The sequence below is a fragment of the Rhodocyclus purpureus genome (assembly GCF_016653115.1).
In the GTDB taxonomy this organism is placed as follows: Bacteria; Pseudomonadota; Gammaproteobacteria; order Burkholderiales; family Rhodocyclaceae; genus Rhodocyclus; species Rhodocyclus purpureus.
On sequence record NZ_NHRX01000048.1, the window covers coordinates 94112 to 113512 of the forward strand.

12 protein-coding genes are annotated in these 19401 nt (G+C 67.6%); 6 read left to right on the top strand and 6 right to left on the bottom strand.

Annotation, left to right across the window (positions count from 1 at the left end):
* Positions 1-60 precede the first annotated feature (60 nt).
* The gene (locus tag CCR84_RS10070; RefSeq protein ID WP_201211831.1) at positions 61-381 is read left to right on the top strand and encodes a hypothetical protein; all 321 of its coding nucleotides are present in this window, start codon (positions 61-63) and stop codon (positions 379-381) included.
* Positions 382-1200: 819 nt separating this feature from the next.
* On the opposite strand, the gene CCR84_RS10075 is transcribed toward CCR84_RS10070, so the two are convergent.
* Positions 1201-2184, bottom strand: coding sequence for a hypothetical protein (locus CCR84_RS10075; protein WP_201211832.1), 984 nt, complete (start codon positions 2182-2184; stop codon positions 1201-1203).
* Positions 2185-2225: 41 nt separating this feature from the next.
* Positions 2226-3533, bottom strand: a complete 1308-nt coding sequence (locus tag CCR84_RS10080; protein WP_201211833.1) for a PAN domain-containing protein — start codon at positions 3531-3533, stop codon at positions 2226-2228.
* A 239-nt stretch (positions 3534-3772) separates the two neighbouring features.
* Between CCR84_RS10080 and dnaB the strand changes: the two genes are divergently transcribed.
* On the top strand, positions 3773-5209 hold the full coding sequence (gene dnaB / locus CCR84_RS10085; RefSeq protein ID WP_201211834.1) for a replicative DNA helicase: 1437 nt from the start codon (positions 3773-3775) through the stop codon (positions 5207-5209).
* 3 nt (positions 5210-5212) lie between these two features.
* Here the strand turns inward: dnaB and CCR84_RS10090 are convergent, their stop codons facing one another.
* The 3 genes from CCR84_RS10090 to CCR84_RS10100 all read right to left on the bottom strand — a co-directional run bounded on the left by CCR84_RS10090 (position 5213) and on the right by CCR84_RS10100 (position 8956).
* A complete protein-coding gene (locus CCR84_RS10090) occupies positions 5213-6481 on the bottom strand; it encodes a transglutaminase-like domain-containing protein (protein WP_201211835.1) in 1269 nt (422 codons plus the stop codon).
* 118 nt (positions 6482-6599) lie between these two features.
* Positions 6600-8015, bottom strand: coding sequence for a PhoH family protein (locus tag CCR84_RS10095; protein WP_201211836.1), 1416 nt, complete (start codon positions 8013-8015; stop codon positions 6600-6602).
* Between the two features lie 485 nt (positions 8016-8500).
* Positions 8501-8956 (bottom strand): peroxiredoxin, encoded by a 456-nt coding sequence (locus CCR84_RS10100; protein ID WP_201211837.1) that lies wholly within the window; start codon positions 8954-8956, stop codon positions 8501-8503.
* A gap of 984 nt (positions 8957-9940) precedes the next feature.
* Here CCR84_RS10100 and CCR84_RS10105 point away from each other — a divergent pair.
* The 3 genes from CCR84_RS10105 (at position 9941) to CCR84_RS10115 (ending at position 15160) form a co-directional block, all read left to right on the top strand.
* Positions 9941-11872 (top strand): DNA repair helicase YoaA, encoded by a 1932-nt coding sequence (locus CCR84_RS10105; RefSeq protein WP_201211838.1) that lies wholly within the window; start codon positions 9941-9943, stop codon positions 11870-11872.
* Entirely contained in the window at positions 11869-13230 is a 1362-nt protein-coding gene (locus tag CCR84_RS10110) for a circularly permuted type 2 ATP-grasp protein (RefSeq protein WP_242508658.1), read from the top strand. Before CCR84_RS10105 ends, CCR84_RS10110 begins: the two co-directional genes overlap by 4 nt.
* 718 nt (positions 13231-13948) lie before the next feature.
* On the top strand, positions 13949-15160 hold the full coding sequence (locus CCR84_RS10115; protein ID WP_201211839.1) for an NnrS family protein: 1212 nt from the start codon (positions 13949-13951) through the stop codon (positions 15158-15160).
* A 28-nt stretch (positions 15161-15188) separates the two neighbouring features.
* Here CCR84_RS10115 and CCR84_RS10120 read toward each other — a convergent pair whose 3' ends face one another.
* Entirely contained in the window at positions 15189-18080 is a 2892-nt protein-coding gene (locus tag CCR84_RS10120; protein WP_201211840.1) for an AMP-binding protein, read from the bottom strand.
* A gap of 716 nt (positions 18081-18796) precedes the next feature.
* Here CCR84_RS10120 and CCR84_RS10125 point away from each other — a divergent pair.
* Positions 18797-19285: a peptidoglycan-binding protein gene (locus CCR84_RS10125; RefSeq protein ID WP_201211842.1), complete on the top strand. Its 489-nt coding sequence runs from the start codon at positions 18797-18799 to the stop codon at positions 19283-19285.
* The last annotated feature ends 116 nt before the right edge of the window (positions 19286-19401 follow it).

The window sequence follows — 19401 nt, forward strand, 5'->3', positions numbered from 1 at the left end:
CCGTTTGGGCCGCATCCGTGGCAAACTTTGCGGCCGAAGTCTCGTCTCCATGGGTAAAGCGTGTTTGGATTCCTGAACCTCGTCAGCCAGCGCAAGAAGCAGGAGAAGCAGCAGCTCCTGCGCGAACGCATGAAAGGGGTGGTCGCGCGTGACAGCATGATGCAGCGCTTCCGCCCCGAGCCCGAACTGCCTGTCACGCCGCCCCCTGCCGTACCCGAAACCCTGCCGCCTCCGCGCTCGGCGCAGAAGGTCGCGCCGCGCCCGACGTCGCCGTCGGCGACCGAACCAGCGGCCGACGCCGAGCCGGATCCCATCCACGAGCTGCCGCCAGGATTCCGCGACGAATTGCGTCGCCTGCGGAAGATGATGGACCTGGAATGATTGAATTGCGCGCATGTCTTTTGCCTTGAGCGTCGCAATGACCGGGACGTCATATTTTATTCGGCGCGTCGGTCTCTGTCGGCTCACGCTGCGCTAAAATTCGTGGCGATTCGTGCCACCCCCGAGCATGAAACGCAGCCATTCGCTTCAATGCCGTCATTGCGAGGCGCGTAGCGACGTGGCAATCCAGTTCGTTCCTCCAGTTTCGCGGTCTCGCCAACTCGGGCGACCTAATGCGAGGCCTACGCCCTGGATCGCCACGCCCTACGGGCTCGCGATGACGCGCTGTCTGGATCGCCGCACTGCGGTCTCGCGATGACGCGCTGTCTGGATCGCCGCACTGCGGTCTCGCGGTGACGCGCTGTCTGGGTCGCCACGCGCTACGGGCTCGGATGACGCGTCGCCATCCCGTCATTGCGAGGCGCGCAGCGCCGTGGCAATCCAGTTCGTTCCTCCAGTTTCGCGGTCTCGCCAACTCGGGCGACCCAATGCGAGGCCTACGCCCTGGATCGCCACGCCCTGCGGGCTCGCGGTGACGTGCTGTCTGGATCGCCACGCCCTACGGGCTCGCGATGACGTGCTGTCTGGATCGCCACGCCCTACGGGCTCGCGATGACGCGTTGTCTGGATCGCCACGCCCTGCAGGCTCGCGACGGGCTGCTGATCGCAAGGGCTTCGGCAGATCGGGTCGGCCGATGTTTCACGAAACTGTTCCAAGTTTAACGTTAACCCGACGGCTAACCCGAGAACGATTCCGCCCATCCCGCATGATCAGGCCTCATTGTGGGGACGGTACCGTCCCCGCAATTGGTGCCGCTTCTACTTCAGCTCACCGCCGGATGGGAGGTCTGAACCATCCGGCGCTGCGCTGAATTCCTTCCAGAGCGGCTCGTAGAACAGGGCGCCTTCGCCCTCGTTTTCGGTGCGCAGGCCGATCCGCAGCGCGGGGACGTAGTGGCTTTGCCCATCGGCAGTGACCCGGAGCATGACGACGGCCATCTTCAGGCTCGCCGCGGCGCCGCCTGCCAGTTGCCTGACCTTTGCCGCAACGGCTGCCTTGAGTTCTTCGCGCTCGCGCAAGGCCGGTGCAAGGGTCTGCGCCGGTAGGCTGAACGGTGCCCAGCGCACGTCGAGCAAGTCGATTCGCTGCGGATCGGTGGACAGCAGACGGGCTGAACTGCCCTCGATCTGGATGCCCTCGATGGCGCGCAGGACGTAAGTCTGCAGACCATGGACGACTTGCGGGGTGGTGCGCCTTTCCGCCTGTGAGGGGCCGGTCGTCGACTGCCCGACGGCGACGTCGCTGCGCTGGTAGAAGATTTCGTCGTCGGCAATGCCGATGCGCTTGAGCGTCAGGCGATGCTTGGCCATGATCAGTGGCTTGATCTCCTGCAGGCGACCCGGGGTGATCGGGACGGCGGCGGCCGTCTTCTCGAAGAGGAAGACACGGCCCCTGGCCTGGTCCACGCCGTATTCGCGCTCGGGCAGCGAGACGCGCGACTGCCTGGCGGCGTCGCGCGAGCGTGGCAGTGCCAGCGCGTCTTCGAAGTCGGCGAGCTTCCAGACGCGCACGCTGTCGCGGCCGCCCGGATACTTCGCCCTGATCGCGTCGAGGCGCTTCTGCAGGCTCTCGTTGGTATAGGTCGGGAAGGCAGCGTCGACGAGCTTCCCGTAGTCGACGGAAAAGGCGCGTTCGGTCGTCGCCCTCTCCACTGCCGGCGAGCCCAGTTCCGACTGGGCGCGCACGGCGGCGCTGCCCAGCACGAACGGTACGATCAGCACGAGGATTGCATTACGGTTCATTGCTCTCTCCTTCTGGTGGGTCCGGGTGAGGGGGCGGCGACTCATTCAGGCAACTGACCTGCACCATCCGGGTCGCACTTGCTCCACCAGACGACATGGCGCCACACGGGGGCCTGGTCGGCCCAGCGATCGTTGTACTTTTCGTTCACGGCGTTGGTCGCCGCAGCTGCGGTTTCGCCGAAGCCGATCACGATCGGACAGACGGTTTCCCAGGCGTTGTACCAGTGATCCACGTGGTGCATCTTGTGGATCCAGTTGTTGCCGACGCCGCTGCTGAAGCCGTCGTTGGCCAGGTCCTCGTACTCATCGACGTAGCGGCCACCGATGTACATGAAGCCATGGAAGCCGGTGACGAGGTGCACGCGACCGCCTGCCGGCATCCACCACTTGTCGAGTTCGTCCCAGTTCATGCTGTTGCATGAGGACAGGTGCAGGAAGCGCAGGTGGCCTCCGGAGGCCGGACCGGCGAGGATCTGGTTGGTGTTGATCTTGCAGCCGTGGCCGACGTCGGTATGCATCGAGCCGCTCCAGCCGGTCGCCGCACCATGGCCGCCGTGCGTGCAGATCAGCGCTGCCTCGCCGCGGTCCCAGCCGCTGCTGCCGTTGTCGGCGCCCCAGGTTTCCTCCTGCGGGTCGGCGAACTTCGGGTTCTGCACGAGGCTGAAGTTGTTCCACCATTGATCCCAACCCTTGGCGCCCATGCGGTGCCGCCAGGCCATGCACATGTCGTCCCACCAGTCACGCTGGCTGCCGCTGCAGTTGCCGTCCCACTTGGTGATCGCGTAGGAGCGGGCCTGTTCGAGGCTGTTCTGCTTCGTGCCCGAGGTGCAGCAGGTGGAGGCGGTCTCGGCGGGTACATTGTTCTTCAGCCAGCAGCGCGCCGAGGCGCCCTGAACACCAGGCTTCACGTAGGTCCAGGCCTTGCAACTGGCCTGCTTGGCGCAGGCAGCGAGGCAAAGGTCGGGTGAGGCACTCGGCAGGTTGAAACTGGAATAGTCCGAACCGGGGCGGTCCTTGCCGCTGGCGCTGCTGACGACGGTCTTGGCGGTCTTCACCCCCGAGACGCAGCAGGAGTTGGCGCTGGTCGTCGGCTTGCCCTGCTTGAGCCAGCAACGCGCCTTCGCTCCCTGCACCGCCGGTTTGACGTAGGTGTAGGCCTGGCATCTGGCGTCCTTGGCGCAGGCAGCCAGACAGAGGTCGGGCCGGGCGCTGCTCAGTTCGAAGTTCTGATAGTCGAGACCTGCGCGGTCGGTGTTGCTCTCGACCGTGAGTACCGGGTCGGCCGCAGCCGGTAGCGGGCTCGCGATGACCAGGAGACTGGCCAGGAGCATGATCCATGAGCGGGGCATCTGTTCCTCCTGTCGATCAAGAATGGCGTCAGCCACGAACGAGGACGTTTCATGGCATGGGGTGGCAGCGATGGCTGTTTCGGCGGTATGTCGATGTATTTAAATATAGACAGGCGCGGTCGCCGCCGAGGTCTTTTTCGCCTTCTTCGGCCAGCAGTGGCGTCGACGCGGTAAACTGCGCATCCCGACTTGTGAAGACGGCGCCCTCAGTCCGGCTTCACGCATTTCCTTCCAGAGCCATGGCCAAGCCGTTCAAGTCTTCCCGATCTTTCGAATCCGATCAGCGCGATGGGTCCGTCGACCCCGCGATCGCCCAGTTGCGGGTGCCGCCGCATTCGCTGGAGGCCGAGCAGTCGGTGCTCGGCGGTCTGCTGCTCGACAACAGCGCCTGGGACCGCATCGCCGACCTCTTGTCGGAGGGCGATTTCTACCGCGACGAACACCGCCGCATCTACCGCCAGATCAGCAAGCTGTTCGAGCGTGGCAAGCCGGTGGACGCGGTGACCGTCGCCGAGGCGCTCGATTCGGCGGGGCAGGGCGAGCAGACCGGCGGTCTGGCCTACCTCGGCGAACTGGCGGCGAACACGCCGTCGGCGTCGAACATCCGCCGCTATGCCGAGATCGTGCGCGAACGCGCGATCCTGCGCCAGCTCGTCACCGCCGGCGACGAGATCGCCGGCAGCGCGCTGAACCCGCTGGGTCGCGATCCGAAGACGCTGCTCGACGAGGCCGAGGCCAAGGTGTTCGCAATCGCCGAATCGGGCTTCCGCCACCAGACCGGCTTCGTGCACATCAACCCGCTGCTGACCCAGGTGGTCGAGCGCATCCAGGAACTGCACGACCGCGACAACCCGTCGGACATCACCGGCGTTCCCACCGGCTACCACGACCTGGACAGCAAGACTTCCGGCCTGCAGCCGGGCGACCTGCTGATCGTCGCCGGCCGTCCGTCGATGGGCAAGACCTCGTTCTCGATGAACATGGCCGAGCACATCGGCGTCGAGGTCGGGCTGCCGGTGGCGATCTTCTCGATGGAAATGGGCGGCGCGCAGCTGGCGATGCGGATGCTCGCTTCGGTCGGCCGGCTCGACTCGCACCGCGTGCGTACCGGCCGCCTCACCGACGACGAGTGGTCGCGGCTGTCGATGGCGATCGGCAAGATGCACGAGGCGCCGATCTACATCGACGAGACGCCGGCACTGAACCCGATCGACCTGCGTGCGCGTGCGCGCCGCCTGCACCGCCAGTGCGGCCGGCTCGGCCTGATCGTCATCGACTACCTGCAGCTGATGTCGGGTTCGTCGGCCGGCGAGAACCGCGCCACCGAAATCTCGGAAATCTCGCGCTCGCTGAAGGGGCTGGCGAAGGAACTGTCGGTGCCGGTGATCGCGCTGTCGCAGTTGAACCGCTCGCTCGAACAGCGGCCGAACAAGCGCCCGGTGATGTCCGACTTGCGCGAATCGGGCGCCATCGAGCAGGATGCCGACGTGATCATGTTCATCTACCGCGACGAGGTCTACAACCCGGACACGCCGGACAAGGGCATCGCCGAGATCATCATCGCCAAGCAGCGTAACGGCCCGATCGGCACCGTGAACCTCGCCTTCCTCGGCGAATACACGCGCTTCGAGAACCTCGCGCGGCAGGGTGGGGGCTACGCGAATTACGGGGAGTGAGGGCTAGAACAGCGTCGGCACCGGGGCGAGGATGTCGCCGATGTCGATGCGCCGTGCCGAGAGGCTGTAAGAGACCCGGTCGCGGTCGAGTATAGAGAAACGACCGTCGGCCGATTCCACGTAGGGATAGGCGAGGAAAGGCAGGGGCGCTGCCGGCGCGGCGACCGGATGTCCCGCGGAGTTGCGCAGGTTGAACTCGTTGGCACTGTTCAGGCCGATCCAGTTCATTTCCCAGAAGCCGAAGAGGAGCTTGCGCAGGACGTTCAACCTGGGGTCGAAGGTGCCGACGCTGCCCTCGGCGATCGCAGTGAGCACGTCGGCCGGATCGACCGGCACCCAGCCCCAGCCCGGTGCGTAGAATTCGGCGCGGCAGTGCTGCGCCTGCGCCAGTTCGCCGCTGCGCCCGAGGCTGGAAAACAGCCGGGAGCTGTCGACGCGCACGCCGAAGACCGGACGCGCCGGCATGCCGATCGAGCGGCACAGGCCGACGAAGAGCAGCGCGATGTCGGCGCTCTTGCCGGCGTAGATGCCGCTGTAACGTCCCTTCTCGAGCATGGCGGCGAGGTTGCCGCTGCCACAGCCGCCGGGCGGTTGCGTTTCATAGCGGGCGTTGTCGATGACCCAGTCGTAGAGCGCCTTGCCGCGGGCGAGCGGATCCCTGATGCGGCCGAGCGCCTCGGTGGCGATGTTGCGCAGGCTGTCCTCGACGCCCCCGGGGAGCGGCTGCAGGTAGCGGCGCAGCACCTCGTTGCGCTCGGTCGGCGCAGCGCCGTAACGACTGATGTCGAAGTGGCGGTCGCGCGTCATCACCTGGCTGACCATGCGCAGTTCGCAGTCGCGCGGGGAATTCCATTCGGCGACGAGGACGGCCATGTCGGCGACCGGATCGCGGACGATTTCCGCTCTGCTGAAGTTCCCGTCCCAGCGTCGGCCGCGCGAGCGTTGCCAGGCCGAGTCGGTGGCGTGGTCCAGCGGCATCCAGAGGCGGATCGGTCCGCGCATCTTGTGCAGGCGCAGCGTGGTCGAGAGCTCGTAGGTACGCCAGGGCTCGACCACTTCCTCGGCGGGGCGAGCGACGCGCGCCGTGCGCTCACCCTCGGCGCTCGGCGCAGCAGCCCGGGATGTCCTCGCCGCGGGACGTTTGGGGGGCTTCTTGGTCGCCTTCCTGGCGGGCTGGGTCTCTTTCGCCGCCTTGCGCCTGGCGGCCAGCGCCGTGCACGGGAACAGCAGCGGCAGGAGGGCGGTCAGGGCGAGGAATCTACGTCGTTTCATCAAGGCTCCAGCGTGCCAATTGCGGGGGCGATGCACTCAATTCTTCAGAACCAAGTATGCCGTCCCCGTAATTTCGGGCGCCGTGGAGTGACGAGGCGGCGGCGCCAAAGGGGCTGGATCATAACACCTCGCCGGCACGGTCGGCGAGGCGCGAACGCTCTCCGCGCTGCAGCGTGACGTGCCCGGAATGCTCCCAGCCCTTGAAGCGGTCGACGACGTAGGTCAGCCCGGAACTGCCCTCGGTGAGGTAGGGCGTGTCGATCTGCGCGATGTTGCCGAGACAGACGACCTTGGTGCCGGGGCCGGCGCGCGTGATCAGCGTCTTCATCTGCTTCGGCGTCAGGTTCTGCGCCTCGTCGATGATCAGGAACTTGTTGAGGAAGGTCCGGCCGCGCATGAAGTTGAGCGACTTGATCTTGATCCGGCTGCCGATCAGGTCGCGGGTGGCGGCGCGGCCCCACTCGCCGCCGGCCTCGTCCGAGTTGTTGAGGACTTCGAGGTTGTCCTCGAGCGCGCCCATCCACGGCCCCATCTTCTCTTCCTCGGTGCCGGGCAGGAAACCGATATCCTCGCCGACCGGGACGGTGACGCGGGTCATGATGATTTCCGCGTAGCGCTTCGTTTCCAGGACCTGCGTCAGCCCCGCCGCCAGCGTCAGCAGCGTCTTGCCGGTGCCGGCCTGGCCGAGCAGGGTGACGAAGTCGATCTCCGGGTCCATCAGGAGGTTGAGTGCGAAGTTCTGCTCACGGTTGCGCGCGGTAACCCCCCAGACCGCGTTCTTCGCATGCGTGTAGTCGGTCAGCGTTTCCAGCTCGGCGGTCTTGCCGGCGACCTTGCGCACGATCGCGTTGAGCGGACGCGGGCCTTCCTGATGGACGAACTCGTTGACCAGCAGTTGCGGGCAGAGCGGCCCCTGCACGCGGTAGAGGGTGCGCCCTTCCTGCTTCCACGACTCCATCCCCTGTCCGTGCGTCTCCCAGAAGTCCTCGGGCAACTCGCTGGCGCCGCTGTAGAGCAGGTCGGTGTCTTCGAGCACCTTGTCGTTGAAGTAATCCTGCGCCTCCAGCCCCAGCGCACGCGCCTTGAGGCGCATGTTGATATCCTTGGAGACGAGGATCACCGCGCGCTTCGGATGCCGCCGCTGCAGGTGCATCGTCACCGCGAGGATCTGGTTGTCGGCCTTGGCGGTCGGCAGCCCGGCCGGCAGTTCCGCGGGGATGGCCTCGGTCTGCACGAACAGGCGACCGCTGGCGAGATCGTGCGAGGGGCCGGCGAGCGGCACGCCGAGCGCGATCTCCTCGCAACAGCCGACGATCTCGTCGAGCGTGCGCGTGATCTGCCGCGCGCTGCGCGCGAGTTCGGAGGTGCCGCGCTTGTGATCGTCGAGTTCTTCCAGCGTCATCATCGGCAGGAAGATGTCGTGCTCCTGGAAGCGGAAGACGCTGGTCGGGTCGTGCAGCAGCACGTTGGTGTCGATGACGAACAGCTTGGCGGGCGGCAGCGGGGACTTGGTCGCGCGTTTGCGGGGGGGCATTCAGCTTCTCCGGTGGATGGGATCCAGGGTTAACGTGAAACGTGGAACAAATTCGTGAAATATCGGCCGACTTGGTCTGCCGAAGCCGGCGCGATCAGCATCTCGTCATCGCGAGCCCGCAGGGCGTGGAGATCCAGTGCGTAGGTCTCGCATCGGTTCGCCCGAGTTAGCGAGGCTGCGCAACTGGAAAAACGAACTGGATTGCCACGGCGCTACGCGCCTCGCAATGACGGCATTGTTGCCACGTAGCGGGCGCCTCGCAACGAACGGATGGCGACGCGTCATCGCGAGCCCGCAGGGCGTGGCGATCCAGTGCGTAGGTCTGGTATCCGGGCGCCCTTCGATAGCTGCGAAGGGCGGGAAGACAGGAGAACGAACTGGAGGGCTCTCCTGCGGCGCGAGGGTTTCTTGTGGGAGCGCCGTAAGGCGCGAACGAGGGCGATGCAGGCCGCCGCTGCCCGTCAGCTGCCATGTTGCCGATCGTCTCAGAGACCCTGGACGAACTCGAGGACCTGCTGCGCGTGGCCGGCGGTCTTCACGCCGCGCCATTCGCGGCGCAGCACGCCGTCGCCGTCGATGACGAAGGTGCTGCGCTCGATGCCGCGGCAGGCCTTGCCGTACATCATCTTCGACTTGATCACGTCGAACTGCGTGCACAGCGCCTCGTCGGCGTCGGAGAGGAGTTCGAAGGGCAGGCCGAGCTTGGCCTTGAAGTTCTCGTGCGACTTCAGGCTGTCGCGCGAGACGCCGACGACGCGGGCGCCGGCCTTGACGAATTCGTCGTGCAGGTCGCGGAAGTCCGAGGCTTCGGTGGTGCAGCCCGGGGTGTTGTCCTTCGGGTAGAAGTAGACGACGAGCTTCTGCCCCTTCTGCTCTGAGAGGCGGAATTCCTGGCCGCCGGTGGCGGGGCGGGTGAAGTCGGCGACGGCTTGGTCGATCATGCTTGCTCCTTGTTCAGCGGGGTGTGTTTTCTGCGCTGCGCGAGGCTGCTGCAGCGCCATGCCGGTGGCGATTGTTGGGGCAAAAGCCGGCCGCGGTCAAGCCGGCGCCGCCGCCGCTCCTGCCATTCGTGCTTCCTTGCCCCGCCCCATCCGTCGTTATCGTGTCATTGCGAGGCGCGCAGCGCCGTGGCAATCCAGTTCGTTCCTCCGTCTCCTGGCACTTGCCCGACATCCACGGCCGACCCGATGCGAGCCCTACGCACTGGATCGCCACGCCCTTCGGGCTCGCGATGACGCGTTGTGTGGATCAGCACGCCCTGTGCGGGCTCGCGATGACGCGTTGTGTGGATCAGCACGCCCTTCGGGCTCGCGATGACGCGTTGTGTGGATCGCCACGCCCTTTGGGCTCGCGATGACGCGCTGTCTGGGTCGCCACGCCTTGCCGCCTCGGTATGACACGCCGCCACCCCGTCATTGCGAGGCGCGCAGCGCCGTGGCAATCCAGTTCGTTCCTCCGTCTCCTGGCACTTGCCCGCCATCCACGGCCGACCCGATGCGAGCCCTACGCACTGGATCGCCACGCCCTTCGGGCTCGCGATGACGCGCTGTCTGGATCACCACGCCCTGTGCGGGCTCGCGATGACGCGTTGTGTGGATCACCACCCCCTGTGCGGGCTCGCGATGACGCGCTGTCTGGATCACCACGCCCTGCGGGCTCGCGATGACGCGTTGTCTGAATCGCCACGCCTTGCCGGCTCGGTATGACGCGCCGCCACCCCGTCATTGCGAGGCGCGCAGCGCCGTGGCAATCCAGTTCGTTCCTCCGTCTCCTTGCCCTTGCCCGCCATCCACAGCCGACCTGATGCGAGCCCTACGCACTGGATCGCCACGCCCTACGTGCTCGCGATGAAGAGCCGCGCTTTCGGCTGCGCGTTCGCGGCGCGCTTCTGGTAGGATGCGCCGCTGCTTACCGAAGATCCTGGCATGTCCTTTTCCCTCGCCGATGTCTTTTCCGAGAGCGGGCCGCTGGCCACCCGCATCCCCGGCTATCGTCCGCGTCAGCAACAGATCGAGATGTCGTCGCGCATCGCCGAGGCGATCGACGGCAACCGTGTCTTCGTCGCCGAGGCCGGCACCGGTACCGGCAAGACCTACGCCTACCTCGTCCCGGCGCTGCTCTCCGGCGGCAAGGTGATCGTCTCGACCGGAACCAAGACCCTGCAGGACCAGTTGTTCGCGCGTGACCTCCCGACCGTGCGCACGGCGCTGAGCTCGCCGGCGCGGGTCGCGCTGCTCAAGGGCCGCGCCAACTACGTCTGCCATTACCACCTCGAACGCACGCTCGCCGAGGGCCGCTTCGTCACCCGCGCCGACGCCTCCGACGCGCAGCGCATCGCGCGCTTCGCCAAGCGGACGCTGACCGGCGACAAGGCCGAGTGCGGCGACGTCCCCGAGAATTCGCCGGTGTGGGCGATGGTCACCTCGACGCGCGACAACTGTCTCGGCCAGGAATGTCCCGACCACGAGGAATGCTTCGTGCTGGCCGCGCGCCGCGAGGCGCTCGCCGCCGACCTCGTCGTCGTCAATCACCACCTCTTCTTCGCCGACGTGATGCTGCGCGACGAAGGCGCCGGCGAACTCCTGCCGGCGTGCAACACGGTCATCTTCGACGAGGCGCACCTGCTGCCGGAAACCGCGAGCCTCTTCTTCGGCGACAGCGTGTCGACCTCGCAGGTACTCGACCTCGTGCGCGACGCGAAGAGCGAGGCGCTGGCCGCGGCCAAGGACTGCCTCGACCTGCCGCTCGCACTCGCCGCGCTGGACAAGGCCGCGCGCGACTTCCGCCTGACGCTGCCGGTCGAGCCGGCGCGCTACGCCGCCAGCCAGCTGCTCGAACGCGAGGAATTCACCCCGGCGCTCGGCGAACTGTGCCGTCACCTCGAAATCGTCGCCGCGATCCTGGAGACGCAGGCGCAGCGCTCCGAGGGTCTCGAGAACTGCTGGCGCCGCGCGGGCGAGGTGCTCGGCGCCTGGCGCCACTGGCAGGAGGGGGACGACCCCGAGGTGGTGCGCTGGGGCGAGACCTACACGCATGCGCTGCAGCTCAACACGACCCCCTTGCGCATCTCCGGGATCATGAAGAAGCAGATGGGTGGCCATCCGCGTGCCTGGATCTTCACTTCGGCGACGTTGGCGGTGCAGGGCAGCTTCGAGCATTACTGCCGCGAGCTGGGGCTCTACGAGGCGGAATCCGCGTGCTGGGAAAGCCCCTTCGACTACCAGCGTCAGGCGCTGCTCTACGCGCCGCCCGGCCTGCCCGACCCGAACAGCCGCGACTACACGGAAGCGACCGTCGATGCGGTCTTCCCGATCCTCCAGGCCGCCGGCGGTCGCGCCTTCTTCCTGTGCACCTCGCTGCGCGCGATGCGGCGCACGCACGAGCTGCTCGCCGAACGCCTCGAACGCGCCGGCATGGACTGCCCGCTGCTCCTGCAGGGCGAGCGCGGCAAGACCGAGCTGCTCGACAGTTTCCGCCGCCTCGGCAACGCGATCCTGGTTGCCAGCCAGAGCTTCTGGGAGGGCGTCGACGTGCGCGGCGAGGCGCTCTCGCTGGTGGTCATCGACAAGCTGCCGTTCGCGCCGCCCGACGACCCGGTGCTCTCGGCGCGCATGGAGCGCATGCGTGCCGAGGGCCGGAACGCGTTCATGGAATACCAGCTGCCGCGCGCGGTGATCAGCGTGAAGCAGGGGGCCGGGCGGCTCATCCGCGACGAGAGCGACCGCGGCGTGCTCGTCATCTGCGACCCGCGCATGCTCAACAAACCCTACGGCAAGCGCGTCTGGCGCAGCCTGCCGCCGATGCGGCGCACGCGCGCGCTTGCCGACGCGGTCGCCTTCTTCGCCTCCCCGACATGAACACGAACCTTTCCGCGGAGTCTGCCGACTCCGCCAACTCTGCCGAATCCACCGACGCCGGCAGCGTGCTGGCTCGGGCGCTCAACCACGACTGTCCGTGCCCGACACTCGACCTAGCCCAACTGCCCGCGGCGATGGCGGCGCTGCTGCCGGGCGCTGTTGCGGAAGACGAGCTGCCGCGCCTCCTTGCGCAGCAGCCGCTGCTCTTCTCGGCGTTGTGCGCGCATGTCGGCGAGGCGGACCTTGAGCGCATGCAGGCGGCGGTCGGCGCGATCGAGCGTGTCGTCGCCAACCCGGCCTTCCAGGCTGCTGCACTCGCGCGTGCGCCGGAGATCGCGCAACTGCCGCAGCGTGCCGCCGGGGTGTTCTTCGGCTACGACTTCCACCTGGGCGAGGACGGGCCGCGCCTGATCGAGATCAACACCAACGCCGGCGGCGGGCTGCTCAACGCGCTGCTGGCGGCGCTGCCGCGCACGGCCTGCGCGCATGTCGCGCCTGGCGCTGCACTGGAGGCGGCGATCACGGCCGTGAACGCGCAGGCAGCCGGCCTGCCGGAGCGCTTCATCGCCATGTTCCGCGAGGAATGGCGGCTCGCGCGCGGCGAGCGGCCGCTGGTGCGCGTCGCCATCGTCGACGACGTACCCGACGAGCAGTTCCTCGCTGCCGAGTTTGCCGTCTGCCGCCGCCTGTTCGCGAGCGCTGGCATCGACGCGCTCATCGCCGATCCGTCAGAGCTGCACTTTGCCGACGGTGTCCTCAGCTGCCGTGGCCAGCGCATCGACCTCGTCTATAACCGCCTGACCGACTTCGACCTGTCGGCCCCCGAGCACGCCGCACTGCGCGCCGCGTACCTTGCCGATGCGGTGGTGCTGACGCCGCATCCGCGGGCGCACGCGCTCTACGCCGACAAGCGCAACCTGTGCCTGCTCTCCGACGGCGACTGGCTCGCCGCCGCCGGCGTCGCCCCTGCCGACCGCGAACTGCTCGCCGCGGTCGTCCCGCGCACCCTGTTGGTCGCGCCCGAGGACGCCGAAACCTTCTGGAACGAGCGCCGTCGCTACTTCTTCAAGCCCTTCGGCGGCTACGCCGGCCGCGCGACCTACCGCGGCGACAAGCTGACCAAACGCGTGTTCGCCGAGATCGCCGGCGGCGGCTACGTCGCGCAGGAACTGGCGTCCCCCTCGTCGCGCCGGGTCCTCGTCGACGGCGAGGTGCGCGAGCTCAAGCTCGACCTGCGCCTCTACGTCTACCAGGGCGAAGTCCAGCTCGCCGCCGCGCGCCTCTACCAGGGACAGACCACCAACTTCCGCACCCCGGGCGGCGGCTTCGCCCCGGTGATCGCCCTGGCCGGAACTTGAGCAGGGAGTCGGGTTACGCTTCGCGAACCCGACGCGACTGGATTGCCACGGCGCTACGCGCCTCGTAATGACGGCAGTGCCAGGAGTGCATGGAGAGGGGCTGAGAGCGTAACCGTCATCGCGAGCCCGCAGGGCGTGGCGATCCAGTGCGCAGGCCTCGCATCGGATCGCCCGAGTTGGCGAGACCGCGAAGCTGGAAGAACGAACTGGATTGCCACGGCGCTGCGCGCCTCGCAATGACGGATAGCGACGCGTCATCCGGGCCCGCAGCGCGCGATCGAGACAACGCGTCATCGCGAGCCGGCAAGGCGTGGCGATCGAGACAACGCGTCATCGCGAGCCCGCAGGGCGTGGCGATCCAGTGCGTAGGTCTCGCATCGGGTCGCCCGAGTTGGCGAGGCCGCGAAACTTGAAGGACGAACTGGATCGCCACGGCGCTACGCGCCTCGCAATGACTGGATAGCGGCGCCTCATCCGACAAAGAATCCCACGGCAGCCTTCGGCCCGGTGATCGCCCTGGCAGGAACTTAAGACCCGTCCGGAGGGTCTTGTATTTAGCTCGCCCACCTTGATCTGGCCTTGATTCGGGCCTTCCTGCCCTCCCACGAGATTCCACCTTGCTGCGGGAGTGCTTTTCGTGGGAGCGGCGGCAGCCGCGAATGGGCATCAATTACCGCGGCGGCGTAATTAAACCTCCTGAACCCCCGGAACTGTCTGCATGGCATTGATTTCCCTGGAAGAAATGACGGCGAAGAAGATCCCGCCGGAGACCTTTTCGCTGTTCGCGCTCGGATTCCGGCCGTTCTACCTGCTCGCCGCGCTGTTCGGCGCGATCGCGGTGCCGGCCTGGGCGCTGGTCTGGTCGGGCGTGCTCACGACGCCGATCCCGGGGATGTGGTGGCACGCGCACGAGATGATCTTCGGCTTCGCCGCCGCCGTCATCGTCGGCTTCCTGTTCACCGCCGGCAAGGCGTGGACCGGGCAGCCGACGCCGACCGGATCGCGGCTGGCGGCGCTGGCCGGGCTGTGGCTCGCCGGGCGGCTGGCGATGGCCTTTTCCGACGGGACCTGGGTGGCGCTGGTCGACGTCGCCTTCCTGCCGACCTGTGCGGCGATCTTCGTCGGCGTCCTCCTGCGCGCGAAGAGCCGGGTCAATTACTTCATCGGCGGGCTGCTCACCACCCTCGGGCTCCTCAACCTCGTCTTCCACCTCGCCCGCTTGGACGTGATCGCGCTCGACCCGATGACGGTGCTGCACGCGGCGCTGGCGCTGATCGTGCTGCTGGAGACGATCATCGCCGGGCGCGTCGTCCCCAATTTCACGGCCAGCGCGATCCGCGGCGTCAGGCAATGGCGCAACAAGCGTGTCGATCTCGCCGCGATCGCGCTGACGGGACTGGCGCTGGCGCTGTGGGCTGGGGAGGTCGGTAGCTGGGGCGGGTTCGCCGGGCGGACGCTGGCGGCCGGACTCGCCGTCGTCGCCGCCGCGCTGCAGATCGCGCGCACGCTCGGCTGGAACACCTGGGCGACGCGCAGCAATCCACTGCTCTGGATCCTGCACCTCTCGCACCTGTGGATTCCGGTCGGCCTCCTGCTGCTTGCGGCGACCGAGTGGCAGTTCCTCCCGCGCTCGGCGGGCGTGCATGCGCTGGCCATCGGCGCCACCGGCGGCCTCATCATCGGCATGATCACGCGCACCGCGCTCGGCCATACCGGCCGCTGGCTGGTCGCCGGGCCGGTCGAGACGACGGCCTACGTGCTGGTGCATTGCGCGGCGCTGGCGCGGGTGCTGACCCTCGCCGTGATCCCGGTCGCCGCCAAGGCCGGCGTCCATCTCGCCGCGACCCTGTGGTGCGTGGCCTTCCTGCTCTACTTCTGGCGCTACCGCCCGTTCCTGATGCGCGCGCGCGCCGACGGCAAGCCGGGCTGAACGTTGCTGACCCGGGCTGAACCTCGCTTCAGGTAGCGCCGAGGTCGGGCTCGCCGCAATCGCGGAGGATCTGCGCGCGCGCCTGGTCGCGCAACGCGATGGCGCGCGCAAAGGGTTCTCCCTCGGTCGGCACCGCGATCGGCGTGCCGACGATCACGCCGAGCTGGGTGCGCCGCGGCAGCCAGCGCCCGGCCGGCAGCAGCGTGCGCGTGCCGCGCAGCGTCAGCGGCAGCACCGGCACCCCGGCCGTGGCGGCGACGCTGAACGCGCCGAGGCGGAAGGCGCCGAGACCCGGCGTGCGCCGGAAGGTGCCCTCGGGAAAGAAGAACAGCGTTTCCCCCGCAGCGACCGCCGCGCCGAGCCGATGCGCGTCGTCGATGCTCTTCAGCGTGTCGAAGCGCTCGACGAAGAGCGCGCCGAGCTTTTCGAGGAAGCGTCGTGACACCAGGTTGCCGAGCAGCTCGCGCTTGGCGACGAAGCTGACCGGCGTCGGCAGCGCGGCGAGCAGGACGATCCCGTCCGCGTAGCTCGCATGGTTGGCGACGACGACGCAGGGTTCCTGCGGCAGGCGATCCAGCCCCTCGACCGTGAGCCGGATGCCGGCGAGCTTCAGCAGCGCGCGCGCCGCCAGCCGGTCCATTTTCCAGGCCGCGGCCCGGTTGGGTGCCATCGCGGTCGCCAGCCAGGCGAAGACGGCGAGCAGCAGGAACGGCAGCCAGACGGCGGTCCCCCAGAGCGCGGCGGACAGCGCGCCCGCCGCCCGCCGCGCCTGCGGCCACAGCGAGGCGAGCGTCAGCCGCAGCAGCTGCGCGCCTCCCGAACGCGCGCTCACGCCGATCGTACCGGCGAGGTAGCGCTCGCGACATGCCGCGCGGCGGACCTTGCCGCTGGAAGTCTTCAGCACCGCGTGCGGCGGTGCCAGCACCACCTCGTCGGGCGGCTCGCCGAGCACCGCGACGGTGAGGTCGACGATGCGCTGGCGCAGTGCCTCGCGCTCGGCCTCGTGTTCCGTGCCACCTCCGGCTCCATCGACCAGCCTGCTCTCGGCGAGGACGACCAGGCGCTCGGTGCCGCTCGCCCCGTCGCTGGCGCCGAAGACGACGACGCAGCCGCGGCGGACGCCGTCGATGCCGCCGACCGCGTCCTCCAGCTCGTGCGGGTAGATGTTGCGCCCGCCGCGGATGATGATGTCCTTGACGCGGCCGGTCAGATAGACCTCGCCGTCGGCGACGTAGGCGCGGTCGCCGCTGTCGAGCCAGTCGCCGTCGAAGAGGCGCCGCGTCTGCTCCGGGTTGCGGAAGTAGCCCGCTGTGGCGGAAGGGCCCCTGAATTCGAGCCGGCCCTCGACGCGCTCCCCGACTTCCTTGCCTGCGGCATCGACGATGCGTACCTCGTGTCCGGGCAAGGGCCGGCCGCAGGAGACGAAGCGCAGCGCGCCGACGTCGCCTGCGGCCGCCGGTTCGGCGCGACCACCGCGACTGAAGGCCGCGCGCTCGACGCGATCGACGCGCGGCCCGCGTCCCGGCGGCGGGCAGAGCAGCCCGACCGTCCCCTCGGCCAGTCCATAGACCGGGGTCAGCGCCTCTGAGCGGAAGTCGCAGGCGGCGAAGCGCTCGCCGAAGCGGCGCAGCGTCTCCGGCAGCACCGGTTCGGCGCCGTTGGCGGCGATCCGCCAGCACGACAGGTCGAGGCCCGCGAGGTCGGCGTCGTCGATGCGCTTCACGCACAGCTCGTAGGCGAAGTTCGGCGCCGCGGCGAGGGTGCCGCGGTAGCGGTCGATCGCCTCCAGCCAGCGCAGCGGCCGCGCGAGGAAACGCAGCGGCGACATCACCACCAGCGGCCGCCCGTGATAGAGGCTGGCGAGCCAGGCGCAGATCAGCCCCATGTCGTGATAGAGCGGCAGCCAGCTGACGAAGACGTCGTCGCCACGAATGCCGATCGCCTGGCCCATCGCGCGCACGTTGGCGAGCAGGTTGGCGTGACTGAGGACGACCCCCTTCGGGTCGCCGGTGCTGCCCGAGGTGTACTGGATGAACGCCGTGTCGCCGCCGGCGACCGCAACCGGCTGCGCCGGCCTCACGCAGGCGGCGAGCTCGGCCGGGGTGACGATGCGGCGCAGGCCGGGCACGCGCGCTTCGAGCAGCCGCGCCACCGCGCGCGCCTCGGGTACCGTCACCAGGATCGACGCCCCGGCGTTGGCCAGGATCCCCGCGTGGCGGCGAACGTGTTCCTCGAGCTGCGCGAGCGAGGCCGGCGGGTAGATCGGCACCGGGATGCCGCCGGCCATGAGGATCCCGAAATAGACGTAAAAATACTCGGGCTGGGTCGGCAGCATGATCGCCACCGTCTGTCGCGGCGCGAGCCCCGCCTCCTGCAGGCCGGCAGCGATCGCCCGCGCCTGGCGGTCGAGCTCGGCGTAGCTGATCGGCGTTTCGCCCGACTCGTCGAGGTGGACGATCTGCACGCGCTCGCCGTGCCGCGCGACGTGCCAGGCGAGCACGCCGAGCAGGGTGGTGGCGGAGTCGGGCAGGGCGAGGATTTCCGAGGACGCGAGCTGGGTAGCCGCGGTTTCCAGGCTCACCGCCGCGCGCGTGCGTCCGCCGCTCGTGCGGGCTGCTGCCGGGACGCCCTGCTCACGCATCGCCAGCAGCAGGTCGCGCAGCGTCACCGCGCTGCCGAGCGTCTTCTCCGGCAGCGCCACGCCGAGGTCGCGTTCGATTCGCGCGACCAGTTCGACGCGCGCCAGGCTGTCGAAGCCGAGATCCTTGTCGAGCCGGCTGTCGAGCGCCACCCCGCGCGCCGTTGCACTCGGGTGCAGGTCGGCGAGCAGACGCCGTGTCAGCGCCAGCAGCGCGCTGGCGTCAGCCTCGCTCTCCTGCGTAGTGCGCGGCGACCCGGCCGCACCCGCTTCTTCGCCCATGATCCTTGTCCGAAAACGTCGCCGGTGGTGACGACGATGACATGCAGGATACGAAGAAGAGGGGGAGGGGGCAAGCGCCCGGCGGGGGCGAGTTGAATGCTATGTCGACTGCGTCGTCGTCACTTAGCGCCCGCGAGCTCAGCGCATCAGGCGAAAGCGCCCCGATAATCCGGACCTTCTCCGCACCGACTGCACCAGCAGGTGGGATTCCGTTCTTCTTTCCAGGAACCTGATGCTTGTCACGGATGCGAGCGCGCAAAAGCGTCCGGTCAGGCAGGGGAACTCGTGATATGACTGGTGATCAGCTTGTTTGGCGTGATGCCATAATTCATTGATGTGTCGTTGAACCAATTCAGTAACATGCAAGCCGCAGCCGACCTGTCTGTCAGTCGTGGAAGATGTTTACTTCCCGTTTTGACGTATACTTTGAGTTATGCTAATAAAATAAATTTGCACCCACTGAACTCGGAAATCCATAGATGGCGGGCTCACGCAAACCAGGTCCAGTTGGCCTTTCTGGTGGGGCTGAGGACCTTAACGACGGGACCATGATCCGAGCGTTGTCCCCTCGGCCAGGCCACATCGGCAGCGATCTCCTTTCGACCAGAGGTCAGCATCATCCTGCCTCGCTAACTTTGATGCCGCTTGGGGCAGCACGCCGAAAGTCCTCGACAGCAGCAGTTCAAGTGCTGCAGCAGGGAAGCCGAGGTTCGGAGGTGAAGAAGCTCCAACGGCAGCTGAACGTGCGCTTGCTCCCCTCTCCCAATCTGACGGTTGATGGAATCTTTGGTAGCATCACCCAGCAAGCTGTTCTGCAATATCAGAAGGGCGTTTCAATTGTCGCTGACGGCGTGGTAGGCAAGCAAACGTGGTATCACCTGCTGAAAGGCGACAAGGCCACAATCCTTCAAGCACCCAATACCGCACGCAGTGCAGCGGGAGCGTCACCAACGGGGACAAGTTCGACAATACGGCAATCACTGAGAGCCGCACCGACTCCCGCTCCTCCTGAGAGCATTTGGGAGTTGCCTATCGAAAAGAAGCTGCTCACCGTTCTCGAACGAGTTCCGTCGAGATTGCCGGGCAGAGCGCGGGACGAGTTCACTGCACTTCTCCAGCTTGAGAATCTCGCTTTGTCTCTGGCGATCATCGCCGGTTTTTGTCTGCTGAGTGGCGGCACAGCACTGCTTCTAGGGAAGCACTGATTTAATCGAAACCAGCCGACGCCTGCCGTCGGCAGCCGCTCTTTGAGATAATGACGCCCTGCCTCACGCTCGTGACCGACCATGCAAGCCACCTTCTCCGAACTTGAGTACAGCGC

Excerpts from the sequence above, each read along its gene's own strand:
- dnaB (WP_201211834.1), top strand. The coding sequence starts at position 3,773 with ATGGCCAAGCCGTTCAAGTCTTCCCGATCTTTCGAATCCGATCAGCGC.
- CCR84_RS10105 (WP_201211838.1), top strand. The coding sequence starts at position 9,941 with ATGTCCTTTTCCCTCGCCGATGTCTTTTCCGAGAGCGGGCCGCTGGCC.
- CCR84_RS10090 (WP_201211835.1), bottom strand. The coding sequence starts at position 6,481 with ATGAAACGACGTAGATTCCTCGCCCTGACCGCCCTCCTGCCGCTGCTG.
- CCR84_RS10110 (WP_242508658.1), top strand. The coding sequence starts at position 11,869 with ATGAACACGAACCTTTCCGCGGAGTCTGCCGACTCCGCCAACTCTGCC.
- CCR84_RS10075 (WP_201211832.1), bottom strand. The coding sequence starts at position 2,184 with ATGAACCGTAATGCAATCCTCGTGCTGATCGTACCGTTCGTGCTGGGC.
- CCR84_RS10115 (WP_201211839.1), top strand. The coding sequence starts at position 13,949 with ATGGCATTGATTTCCCTGGAAGAAATGACGGCGAAGAAGATCCCGCCG.
- CCR84_RS10120 (WP_201211840.1), bottom strand. The coding sequence starts at position 18,080 with ATGGGCGAAGAAGCGGGTGCGGCCGGGTCGCCGCGCACTACGCAGGAG.
- CCR84_RS10095 (WP_201211836.1), bottom strand. The coding sequence starts at position 8,015 with ATGCCCCCCCGCAAACGCGCGACCAAGTCCCCGCTGCCGCCCGCCAAG.
- CCR84_RS10080 (WP_201211833.1), bottom strand. The coding sequence starts at position 3,533 with ATGCCCCGCTCATGGATCATGCTCCTGGCCAGTCTCCTGGTCATCGCG.
- CCR84_RS10100 (WP_201211837.1), bottom strand. The coding sequence starts at position 8,956 with ATGATCGACCAAGCCGTCGCCGACTTCACCCGCCCCGCCACCGGCGGC.